This window comes from Desulfosarcina sp., from assembly GCF_046496365.1.
Taxonomy (GTDB): domain Bacteria; phylum Desulfobacterota; class Desulfobacteria; order Desulfobacterales; family Desulfosarcinaceae; genus Desulfosarcina.
Genome location: NZ_JAWOHB010000011.1, coordinates 20445 through 32052, shown reverse-complemented (window position 1 = coordinate 32052; position 11608 = coordinate 20445). Strand labels below are relative to the sequence as shown.

Sequence of the window (11608 nt, the reverse complement as noted above, 5' to 3'; positions counted from 1 at the left end):
CCAGCATGTCCGGATCGTTCTCCTGATCCATCGAAATCACGGTGGCAATGACCTGGGTCTCGAAGCGGTACCCTTTGGGAAACAGCGGCCGAATCGGCCGGTCAATCAGGCGGGAGGTGAGGGTTTCCTTCTCGCTGGGTCGTCCGATTTCTCGGCGGAAATAGTTGCCCGGAATCCGGCCGGCAGCATAGACCTTTTCCTGATATTCCACTGTCAGAGGCAGAAAATCGACGTTTCTCTCGTCATTTGAAGATACTGCAGTCACCAGAACGACCGTGTCGCCGTATTGAACCACAACGGACCCGGACGCCTGTTTGGCGACTTTGCCTGTCTGGATGCTCAGGGTCTTGCCCCCCACATCCGCCTTGAATGTAGATTCCATTATCTGTCCTTCTCCCAATATGATTGCGGCAAGGGCGAAAGCCGACCGCCCATTGCCTGAAAATTAGCGCTGATCCAGCCTTAAATCCAGCTGAAAACCAGTCAATGCAACCCTTTTCCCCGTCAAAACCTGACCGGCGGATACAGCAGCGAAAACCGGCAATGGGTTCCCGGCGACGCTGGGTTGCCGTTTTCGAATCACCTCAGCGACGCAGGCCAAGGGTTTCGATGATGGAGCGGTAGCGCTGGACATCGTTGCGTTTGACATAGTTGAGCAGTCGGCGGCGCTTGCCCACCAACATCAGCAGTCCGCGGCGGGAATGGTGATCTTTGTTATGCACTTTGAGATGCTCGGTCAGATATGAGATCCGATGGCTGAGAAGACCGATCTGAACTTCCGGTGAACCGGTATCCGAGTCGTGCTTTTTGTATTTTTCAATGAGTCCTTTTTTTGTCTCTGCTGTAAACGTCACTTTTCTCGTCCTCCTTGGAATGGTAACTGCGTCTTTTCTTTTGAAGAGCGCCGGGTTTACGCGCCGCGTCCATGACCGGCTCCCAGCCTCCAAAATCAGTTAACTTAATGAATCAACAATCTATTAATATCACCCTTACGCCGAAAAAACACAACAATAATTATAGCCGCCCGCTGCCGATGCCTGCTCTATCACAGCGATCAGGCGGCCGTCCGGGTCCACCACCTTGAATGCACCCTGCTCCGACACGCGCGGCCGAACCGGAAAGTCCGCTGCCGACAACTTCATCCCGTTTCGTATCCGCCTGGCCAGGGGGCTTTCAGCCACCATGGCAGGCATGAATGCAAGCGCCGCGTTCATTGGAATCACGTTTTCGTTGAGGCAGCCCCGATCCCTGCATTCCATCAGTCTTTCCAATTCAATGGCGTCCTCGATCGAAAACCCGCAGCTGGCTGTTCGGCGCAGATTCTTGAGATGGCCGCCGCAGCCGAGTTTCCGTCCCAGATCAGCACACAGCGTACGGACATAGGTACCGGACGAACAGGCCACCGAAAACCGGACCGTCGGCAGGTCCACGTTGAGAATCTCCAAACGGTCAATCCGCACCGGCCGGGCCGGCTTTTCCACTGCCGCTCCCCGACGCGCCCATTTATAAAGCGGCGTCCCCTGATGTTTCAGGGCCGAATATACCGGGGGAATCTGGGTGATTGAACCCAGAAACCGCTGCGTCGTTTTGCGGATTCGATCCATTGTGATCCCATCCAGCGGGTGCCGTTCGATGACGGTCCCCGTCGCATCCTGGGTATCGGTCACCACGCCCAGAACAAGTTCCGCCTCATAGACTTTGTCACCTTTTAAAAAGAACCGCGAGAGCCGCGTGGCCCGGTTGATACAGCAGATGAGAACCCCGGTGGCAAAGGGATCCAGCGTTCCCGTGTGACCGACTTTCTTGACCCCGAAAAGCCCTTTGACAATGGAAACAACCCGGGCCGAAGAGAGATCCGCAGGTTTGTCGACCACGACAACCCCATTCAGTTCAGGTGACATGGCGCGCAAAACCGGTCGGACAGGTTGTAAATGGCCCGCTTCAGTTCCGCCAGGCTGGTTTCTACGGAAAAACCGGCAGCTCCGGCGTGGCCGCCGCCCCCGAAATCCGATGCAATCCGGGCAACATCCACGCTGCCGTCGGAGCGCAGACTGACATGGAATCGTTTTTGATCCCCCGGGGCGCCATCGGCATTTTCCAGTTCATGGATCAAAGCGGCAACCTTCACATCCTCAATCCGCCGGGCATAGTTGATCAGGCCATCTGCATCTTCAGGCTGGGTGCCGGTGTCCGCCAGCATTTCCCGGGTAACGGTCATGATGGAAAGGTGCCCGTTGTTGGAAATCTCGATGGAATCCAGAGCGAGGTTGAGCAGCTTGATCCGTCCCAGGGAATAGGTGCCGTATACATGCTGGGCCACGGCTGATGGCTCAACGCCCGCGGCCACCATGGCTTCACAGATGGAAAAGGCCGCCCGGTTGGTGTTGGAAAACCGGAAAGAACCCGTATCGGTCAATATGCCGGTGTAGATGGCAGTCGCAATGGCAGGGTCGATAGACAAGCCCATGGTCTGGAGCAGCCGATAAATGATTTCAGATGTGGCGCAAGCCTCGACATCCACCAGATGGTACTGTCCGAATCGGGTGTTGGTGGTGTGGTGGTCGATGTTGATGATTGCCGGAATGGTGGCAATGGCATCCGCCGACGTTCCAACACGGTGCAGATCCCCGCAGTCCAGAATAACCGCTGTGTCGAAGGCATCGATATCGGTCAACCGTCTCTGGATGCTGTCCACCGAAGGCAGAAACCGGTAAACTGCAGGGATGACACTCTCGTTGTAGCGTGTTACTTGACACCCCATCTTTTCCAGTGCCATACCGGTGGCCAGCAGGGCGCCGATGGCATCGCCGTCCGGATTTACGTGGGATGCCAGCAACACGCGCTTACTGTTCTTCAGCTGTTGGATTATTTTTTTCATCATCGGTTTGTAGGGATTTCAGCACCCGGTTGATGTGGGCGCCATAGTCAAACGACGTGTCGTAAAAAAATTTTAAATCCGGCATATACCGAAGGCCAAGTTCTCTGGCCAGCTCTCGTTTAATAAACCCTTTGGCGCTCTCAAACCCTGCCAAAAGGGCCTTTTCATCATTTTGTCCGCCATGGGCGGCAAAGTAAACCTTGGCGATCCGCAGGTCCCGGCTCAAGACCACCCCGGTGACGGTAACCCTGGCCAGCCGGGGGTCGTTTATGCCTTTGCGGATCAGCGCGGCCAGGAGTTTTTGAACCTGCCCGCCGACTCTTTCCGCTCGATTGAATGTTCTGGTCACCACGCGTTTCACCCATTCGATCCGTTCACCGAATCGTCATTTGCCGGTCGCTCACCGGCGGTGTACCGATCAAAAGGAGATGATCTCCAACTGGGTGTCAATCATTTCCGCAAGCCGCAGATCTTCCGCAAAATTAAACAATTTGTCCAGTTTTGCATTGACCACGCGGCGGTCGCTGCCCACCAGGCTGACACCGATTACGGCCCGCTGGTGGATGTCATTGTCCGCCACCTCGGCCACGGAGGCGTTAAAGTGGTTTTGGATACGGGCAACGATCGCCTTGACCACTTTGCGTTTCTCCTTAAGGGACCCGCACTGATGAATCCTGAAGCTGATCAGTCCTATGCCCACAACCATCGGGAATCATCACTCCACTTCCGGCCGAATCTCTTCCATGTAGTAGCTCTCGATTACGTCACCAACCTTGATGTCATTGAAATTTTCGATGCCGATACCGCATTCATAGCCGGACTGAACCTCCTTCACGTCATCCTTGAACCGGCGCAGACTGCTGTTTTTGCCTTCGTAGGTGACAATGCCGTCCCGGAGCAGACGCATGAGCTGGTTGCGCTGGATCTTCCCGTCGGTTACATAGCAGCCGGCGATGGTACCGATTTTGGGCACATGGAAGGTCTGGCGGACTTCGGCGCGCCCCAGCACCCGCTCTTCGTAGATCGATTCCATCATGCCCACAATGGCATCCTTGACTTCCTTGATGACATTGTAAATCACATTGTGGAAACGCATGTCCACGTTTTCCTCGGCGGCCATCTCCTGCACCTTGGCATTGGGCCGAACGTTGAAGCCGATGATAATGGCATTGGAAACCGCCGCCAGGGAGATGTCCGACTCGGTGATGGTGCCGGTTGCCGCGTGGACCACATTGATGCTCACCTCTTCATTGGAAAGCTTGGTCAAAGAGTCTCTGAGGGCTTCGATGGAGCCGTCCACGTCCGCCTTGATGATCAGGTTGAGGTCCTTGACCTCACCCTTTTGCATCTTTTCAAACAGCCCCTCCAGGCTGAGCCGATTCGTCTTGGCCAGTTCTTTGGAGCGCTGTTTCTGGGTCCGGTGTTGGCTCACCTGCCGGGCATCCTTCTCATCGGCCAGTGCCACCAGTTCATCTCCGGCCATGGGTACCCCCGAAAGGCCCACAATCTCCACCGGCATGGACGGACCGGCAAATTCCACCGTACGGCCCAGATCATCCTGGAGCACGCGGATTTTTCCGTAGTGCATTCCGCAGACCACCGAATCCCCGGCCCGCAAGGTGCCCTCTTGAACCAGGACGGTGGCCACGGGCCCGCGCCCTGAATCCAGTTTGGCCTCGACAACGTGGCCGCTGGCCAGCTTGTCCGGGTTGGCCTTGAGCTCCAGAATCTCGGCCTGCAGCAAAATCATCTCCAGCAGCTCGTCGATCCCGGTGTTATTTTTGGCCGACACCATGACAAAGATCGCATCACCACCCCAGGCTTCGGACATCAGGCCGTGTTCGCTAAGCTCACGCTGAACCCGGTCAGGATCGGCATTGGGCTTGTCCATCTTGTTAACGGCAACGATGATCGGCACGCCGGAGGCCCTGGAGTGATTGATCGCCTCAACCGTCTGGGGCATCACCCCGTCATCGGCGGCGACCACGAGGACAACGATGTCGGTAACCTTGGCACCGCGCGAACGCATGGCCGAGAAGGCTTCATGCCCCGGCGTATCCAGAAATGCAATTACCCCTTTTTCCGTCTCCACATGGTAAGCGCCGATATGCTGGGTGATGCCGCCCGCCTCGCCTTCAGTCACACGGGTTTTGCGAATAACGTCCAGCAGCGATGTCTTTCCGTGGTCCACATGACCCATGATGGTCACCACAGGTGGCCGGGGAACCAGCTTTTCGGGGTCGTCCGCTTCGGTTTTCTTCAAAAACACATCTTCTTCGAATGACGCTTTTTCCACCTCATAGTTGAATTCGCCGGCCACCAGAACCGCCGTATCATAGTCAATGGTCTGGTTCACCGTGGCCATGACCCCCATGCCCATGAGTTTGACGATCATTTCACTGGCCTTGATGCCCATGCGCTTAGCCAGTTCCGACAGCATAATGGTCTCATCGACCTTCACCCGCCGTTTGATGGCCTTGGCCGTGGTAATCTGGGTTTTCTGACCGGCAGGCACGGCTTTAAGTTTGCTGCCCTTGCGGCCCTTGCGACCGCGCATTTTTCCGCTGTAGAGTGCGGCACCCTCGACAATCTCTTTTTTGCGGAAACCACCTTTCTTTTTGGCAAACCGTGTGTCCTCGGTATCCACATCCTTTTTCCGCCCGCCCTTCTTTTTCTTTTCCTTGGCGGTAACCGGTGTGTCCGGCGTCTCCGCAGGCGCTGGATACGAAGGTGCGGGCGGCTCCGCAGGCGCAATGTGCACAGGAGGAGCCAGGGGTGTTTTCGGTTTGGTTGGCAGCTTGATAATTTTGGCCGGTGTATCCTTTTTTCCTTTCCTGGCCTTTGCGGGAGCCTTGGGGGCCTCTTCACCGGACGGTTGCGTGGGGACAGGCTCACCGGCTGACGGCTGCTCCTCGGTCGCGTCGGCAGGGGGGGAGTCTGCTTCAGGAACCGGCGGATTCTCTTCGCCAACAGGGGCCTCGGTCTCCGGCGATGCGTCCTTTTCCGGTTGGACCGCTTGGGTGGCCGGCGTCTCGGGCAACGGCGTTTCTGCGAGGTCGGATGCTTCTGCCGCCGGCGGCGCTTCGGGCGCCTCGGCTTTGGGCTTTGAAATGATTTTGGCCGATTCGGCGGGCTTGCGTTTTTTGGCTGCAGGCTTTTTTTCCGACACGGCTTTCTCACCTGCCGCCTGCGGACGCTTGGCTTCCAATTCCGCCGGCAGGGATGCCGGTTCTTCGGCGGGTGCGGATTCGATCCCAGCGGCCTCCGCTTCCTGGGGCACAACGACCTTGCGGCGCCGGATAACAGTGGGCCGTACCCGCTTTTCCTCGAGCTGGTCGTCCTTTTCCCCGAAAAGGGCTGCTTTGACCGTTGCCACCACATCTTCGTCCAGAGAGCTCATATGGCTGTTGACTTCAATCTCAAGGTCCCGGATCTTGTCCAAGAGTTCCCTGTTCGTCATGTTAAGATCTCTGGCAAACTCATATACTCTGATTTTTGCCATCCATTCCCCCCAAAATCGTTTGTAAGCAGTTATCGCCCTGTTGCCGTGTCCTGAACCCGATCCGCTATTGCCCCTCTTCCAGAGATTCGGTATCGGAAGGCGCCGTTGCGTTCGGTTCATCCACCGGCGTTTCAACCGCAACCGCTGCATCCGCAGCCTCGGCCTCGGCCTGAGCCAGTTCCTCTGCAGCACGGGCCTGCTCAGCACGGCGCCGGGCTTCGGCGGCCTTGGCAGCCTCGATGGCATACTGACCTGCATTTTCTATCAACACCGCCGCCTTTTCCTGTCCGATGCCACGGATCTCGACAAGCTCTTCGACTGAGGATTGGGCCAGCTCTTCCGCTGAATAGATCCCCTTTTCGAAAAAAGCGTCCGCCAGGCTGGTACCGACCCCGGGGATATTGACCAGCGACGCGTAACCCATCTCCATCATCTCATTATATTTGGACTCGGAGTTGACATCCAGATGCCAACCGGTAAGCCTGGAGGCCAGGCGTACGTTCTGGCCCCTTTTGCCGATGGCTACGGAAAGGAATTCATCCGGAACGATGACCTCCATGGCGTTGTTCTCTTCATCGATGATCACCCGGGAGATCTCCGCGGGAGCCAGGGCGTTGCAGACATATTTGGCTGCGTCCACATGCCAGGTGATAATATCGATCTTCTCGCCCCGAAGCTCCTGGACCACATTCTGAACCCGGCTGCCCTTCATGCCCACGCAGGCCCCCACCGGGTCGATGTCTGAGTCATGGGAAGATACGGCAAACTTGGCCCGGCTTCCCGGCTCCCGGGCTGCCCCCTTCACCTCAACAATCCCTTCACTGATCTCGGGCACCTCGGTTTTGAACAGGTTGATCAGCAGATCGGGGTGGGTTCGTGAGAGAACGATCTGAGGGCCGCGGGTATCGTAGAGCACATCGAGAATCAGGGCCCGGATCCGGTCTCCGCGACGGTAATTTTCCCTGGGAATCTGCTCCCGGGTCGGCAGTATGGCCTCAGTGGTGCCAAGGTTGACAATGATGTTGCCGCGATCCACGCGTTGGACGATGCCGTTGATCACTTCCCCCTTGCGGTCGATATAGCTGGAGTAAACCGCATCCCGCTCTGCGTCCTTCATTTTCTGGATGATCACCTGTTTGGCGGATTGTGCGGCAATCCGGCCAAAGCTCGACGTATCCATTTTGGTGCCGAGACTGTCGCCGACCTCGCAGTCGGGGTCGAGCTTTCGCCCTTCGGTCAGGCTGATCTGCAGATCCGGCTCGGTCACCTCGTCCACCACCTCTTTAAACTGGAAAACCTCGATCTCTCCCGTGTCGGGGCTGTACTGCGCCTCTATGTCGACCTTGCTGCCGAGTTTTTTCCTGGCAGCAGAACGCAACGCCTCTTCCAGGGCCCGGATCAGAATTTCCACATCGATGCCCTTGTCCCGGCTTACCTGTTCCACCACACGTTTGATATCTGCTATAAACATCAATGTTCTCCGTTATAATTGATCAGCCTCGCCTTGGTAATAGCCTTGAAATCGAGGCTGACCGTCTCATTGTCCACCTGCAATTGGACCATTTCGCCAACCACACCGGCCAACACACCGGTAAAATGTTTACGGCCGTTTATGGCAGTGGCGATGCGAATTTTTGCGCGCTGGCCCTTAAAGCGAATATAATCCTCAAGCTTTCCCACCGGTCGGTCAAGGCCCGGCGATGACACCTCGAGCCGGTACGGCGGTGCCTCCTGGGTATGCACATCCAGAATGTCTTCCAGCTGGCGGCTGATATCAACACAGTCGTCCAGCGTTACCCCCCCGGGTTTGTCCACGTATAGTCGCAGGGTCAACCCTCCCGGCTCGCGCTGGTACTCCACATGGACCCGTTCCATGCCCTCAGCGATGCACAGGGGGTCGGCCAGACGGATGACGGAATCGACAAACGCCCGCTGTCGTTTCATCGTCTCCGGGTCCGACTGGCGGGGTACAGACCGCGTTTTGGCCTTCACCTTTGGCTTTCCGGATCGTTTGGCCATTTTTTCACCATACTAAAAAACAAAAACGGGCGAACAGCCCGTTTCCATGTTCAAACCGATTATGGATACCGTCACTTACCAGTCCATAAAACCATACCGGGCATGACACCCGACGCAATTCCGGGAACCGCCACCGGAACAGACGAAACCGGACTTGAAATGGAGCGGGCAACGAGATTCGAACTCGCGACACCAAGCTTGGGAAGCTTGTACTCTACCAGCTGAGCTATGCCCGCTCAACAAGGACCAACAATTAAGGCAAAATAGAGGCCCTGTCAATACATTTCTACATCGCACCCCATGCGTCGCTGCCCTGAGGCCTGGCCAATGGCGCGAAAATGGTCGTCCATCCAGGCAGGCAAACGGCGCTCAAAAACGATGGGCGTCGATCAACGCACGTATACGAATCAACTCGGCCTTGATTTCGGCAATATCCGTCAAGGCGGCAGCCGGCTCCGATTCGAGGACGGTGGCCGCGGCGGGTTTCTTCTTCAGATGTCGCCGGGCACCCTCGATGGTGAATTTTTTATCGTAGAGCAGATGCTTGATCGTCAGCACCAGCACGACATCCTGCTTGCGGTACAGACGCTGGCCCGCATCGGTGCGTTTGGGTTTGATCTGTTTGAACTCAGTTTCCCAAAATCGCAGCACATACGCAGGGACACCGGCAATGTCGCTGACCTCTCCGATCTTGAAATAAAATTTGTCGGGTATTCCCGCCGCGCCGTAAACAACCTCTTTCATCGGCATTATCCCTGGCGGTGCATCGCTGCCGGCGGATTCAACTGGGTCAGGCCGGCAGCGTCGCACCAAATTCGGTAATCAGGCGATGGGTCAGACGGTGGTGAATCTCATTAACAATTTCATCTTCCAGGGTCCGCTCGGCAGACCGATAAACGACGCGGAAGGATACACTCTTTTTCCCCTCCGGTATGGGGTCACCGGCAAACACATCAAACAGATATAGATCCTCCACCAGTTTTTCGCCGAACCGGGCAACCGTATCCAAAAGACGCCTGGATTCGACATCCCGATCGACGATGACGGTGATATCCCTTGCCGTAGCTGGAAAGCGGGGAATCGCTGCCATCTGCCTGGCGTCGGTCACCAGCCGGCTTAGCGCCTCAAGATCCAATTCGAATATAAACGCCGGCTGTTTGAGGCTGTAGCTGTTGACCACCGCGGCATCCACCTCGCCCAGGATTCCCAGCATCTGCACACCATGAAGAATCTTTGCCGTGTGGCCGACACGGGTATAGCAGCACTGATCATCGGGCAGTGCCGCAAACGACAAAGATGCGATGCCCAAGGCAAGGCCCAGTCCTTCCACGGTCCCCTTGATATCGAAAAAATCACAGGCTTTTTCCCGGGTATGCCAGGCGGACTTGGCGCGAGGTCCAGTCAAGAAACCAACGAGCATCTCTTTTTCCAGGGGAAGGAGCGCATCCGCCTGGGGAAGAAAAACCTTGCCGACTTCAAACAGGCGCAGGCGGGTCAGCTGACGGGAAAGGTTACGCTGGGCCGATTCGAGCATGCCGGGAACCAGGGTGGTCCGCATCACCGACTGCTCCTCCGAAATCGGATTGAGCAGGGCGACATGACAACGACGCGGGTCGTCGGGATGCAGTTGAATCCGGTCACAGGAATCGGCGCTGATAAAACTGTAGTTGATCGTCTCCGTGAATCCGAAGCCACCGAGAATGTCCCTGACCTGATTGCGCCGGACCATCAGGGGAAAAGGGGTCGTGCCTTGGGCCGGCAGTGTGGGGAAAGTGGTGGGTATCAGGTTGTATCCGGATAGCCGGGCCACCTCTTCCATCAGGTCCTGAGGACGGGTGACATCCACCCGAAACGAGGGGACCTCCACCTGGAGACCGTCTTCACCGTCGGCCTGGACCTTGAACGCGATGCGCACCAGCAATTTGGCTATGGTATCGCGGTCCAAATCGGTGCCTAGAACGGTGTTGGTGGCCCGCACACACAGCGGGAGGACCAGGGGACCCGATTGTCTGAAATCTTCATCGATGAGACCACCCACTAGCCGGCCCCGCCCCAGTTCGGCCATGAGACCGGCCGCACGGTTGAGGGCGAAAAGGGTGCCGTCCGGATCGACGCCCCGCTCGAAGCGGTGGGAAGCATCGGTATTGAGCCCCAGCGCCTTGGATGTCCTGCGGATGCTGACCGGATCGAAGCATGCGCTTTCGATGAGCACCCGGGTGGTGGTGGCTTCAATTTCCGAGTTCAGCCCGCCCATGACACCGCCCACGGCGACCGGTTTTTCACCATCGCAGATCATCAGCATCTGGTCGGAAAGTCGCCGCGCCTTTTGATCCAACGTGGTAAAGGGTTCCTGCGCTGCAGCCGTTCGAACCACGATCCGGTGGCCGGCCAGGTGATCAAAGTCAAAGGCGTGCAGGGGTTGGCCGGTTTCCAGCATTACGAAGTTGGTTACGTCAACCAGGTTGTTGATGGGCCGCACCCCAACCGAATGGAGCCGGTCCTGGAGCCAGTAGGGGGAGGGTGCGACGGTGATTCCCTCCAGCAGTCGGGCGGCATATCGGGGGCAATGGTCCGGGGCCAGGATGGTCACCGAGGTGCAGGCGCCGATATCGCCCTCGGTATCGGGCAGGCTGATCAGCGGCGGCTTCATATTGACAGCCTGGATGGCGGCAATCTCCCGGGCCACCCCCATGATGCTCAGGCAATCGGGCCGGTTGGGCGTCAAACCAATTTCAAGGGTATGATCGCAAAGATTCAGGGCCGTTTTCAAGGCCATACCCGTTTGAATATCCCCATCCAGGACCATGAGGCCGGAACCGTCCGGACCCAGTCCCAATTCAATCTCGCTGCACAGCATGCCCTCGGACGCTTCACCGCGAATAACGGTTTTCTCCAACATGGTGCCGTTGGGCAGCCGGGTGCCCACACGGGCCAGGGGGACGTTCAACCCCACCGCCGCATTCGGGGCCCCGCAAACGACAGTCACGATGCCGTCGCCGGCATCCACCCGACACACCTTGAGTCGATCGGCATTGGCGTGGGGCAGCACTTCCACCACCCGCCCCACGACCACTGTTTCCAAATGTGCGAAGCGGTCTTCCACCGCCTCAACTTCCAACCCTGCCATGGTCAGCGCATCGGCAAGTTCCGCCACCGGCATATTGATGGGCACATATGCTTTCAGCCAGCTTAGACTTACTTTCATTGGT

At 57.2% G+C, this 11608-nt stretch carries 10 protein-coding genes, 1 tRNA gene and 1 pseudogene; all 12 read right to left on the bottom strand.

What is annotated here, in order from left to right:
* A pseudogene (locus R6V78_RS00530) lies at positions 1 to 382 on the bottom strand (polyribonucleotide nucleotidyltransferase); the annotation flags it as partial.
* Between the two features lie 202 nt (positions 383 to 584).
* Positions 585 to 854, bottom strand: a complete 270-nt coding sequence (gene rpsO, locus R6V78_RS00525; RefSeq protein WP_410287360.1) for a 30S ribosomal protein S15 — start codon at positions 852 to 854, stop codon at positions 585 to 587.
* A gap of 135 nt (positions 855 to 989) precedes the next feature.
* The gene (gene truB / locus R6V78_RS00520; protein ID WP_410287359.1) at positions 990 to 1901 is read right to left on the bottom strand and encodes a tRNA pseudouridine(55) synthase TruB; all 912 of its coding nucleotides are present in this window, start codon (positions 1899 to 1901) and stop codon (positions 990 to 992) included.
* Entirely contained in the window at positions 1886 to 2881 is a 996-nt protein-coding gene (locus R6V78_RS00515; protein WP_410287358.1) for a DHH family phosphoesterase, read from the bottom strand. The genes truB and R6V78_RS00515 overlap by 16 nt, the downstream gene beginning before the upstream one ends.
* Complete coding sequence (gene rbfA, locus R6V78_RS00510) at positions 2844 to 3230, bottom strand: 30S ribosome-binding factor RbfA (protein ID WP_410287357.1); 387 nt, start codon at positions 3228 to 3230, stop codon at positions 2844 to 2846. Before rbfA ends, R6V78_RS00515 begins: the two co-directional genes overlap by 38 nt.
* A gap of 66 nt (positions 3231 to 3296) precedes the next feature.
* On the bottom strand, positions 3297 to 3584 hold the full coding sequence (locus R6V78_RS00505; RefSeq protein ID WP_410287356.1) for a DUF503 domain-containing protein: 288 nt from the start codon (positions 3582 to 3584) through the stop codon (positions 3297 to 3299).
* 9 nt (positions 3585 to 3593) lie between these two features.
* Positions 3594 to 6380, bottom strand: a complete 2787-nt coding sequence (infB, locus tag R6V78_RS00500; protein ID WP_410287355.1) for a translation initiation factor IF-2 — start codon at positions 6378 to 6380, stop codon at positions 3594 to 3596.
* Between the two features lie 64 nt (positions 6381 to 6444).
* On the bottom strand, positions 6445 to 7851 hold the full coding sequence (gene nusA, locus R6V78_RS00495) for a transcription termination factor NusA (protein WP_410287354.1): 1407 nt from the start codon (positions 7849 to 7851) through the stop codon (positions 6445 to 6447).
* Positions 7851 to 8372, bottom strand: a complete 522-nt coding sequence (gene rimP / locus R6V78_RS00490) for a ribosome maturation factor RimP (protein WP_410287353.1) — start codon at positions 8370 to 8372, stop codon at positions 7851 to 7853. The genes nusA and rimP overlap by 1 nt, the downstream gene beginning before the upstream one ends.
* Positions 8373 to 8559: 187 nt before the next feature.
* Positions 8560 to 8635: transfer RNA gene (locus R6V78_RS00485), tRNA-Gly, on the bottom strand.
* A 133-nt stretch (positions 8636 to 8768) separates the two neighbouring features.
* On the bottom strand, positions 8769 to 9143 hold the full coding sequence (locus tag R6V78_RS00480; protein ID WP_410287352.1) for a MerR family transcriptional regulator: 375 nt from the start codon (positions 9141 to 9143) through the stop codon (positions 8769 to 8771).
* Between the two features lie 46 nt (positions 9144 to 9189).
* Positions 9190 to 11604 (bottom strand): phenylalanine--tRNA ligase subunit beta, encoded by a 2415-nt coding sequence (pheT, locus tag R6V78_RS00475; RefSeq protein WP_410287351.1) that lies wholly within the window; start codon positions 11602 to 11604, stop codon positions 9190 to 9192.
* Between the last annotated feature and the right edge of the window lie 4 nt (positions 11605 to 11608).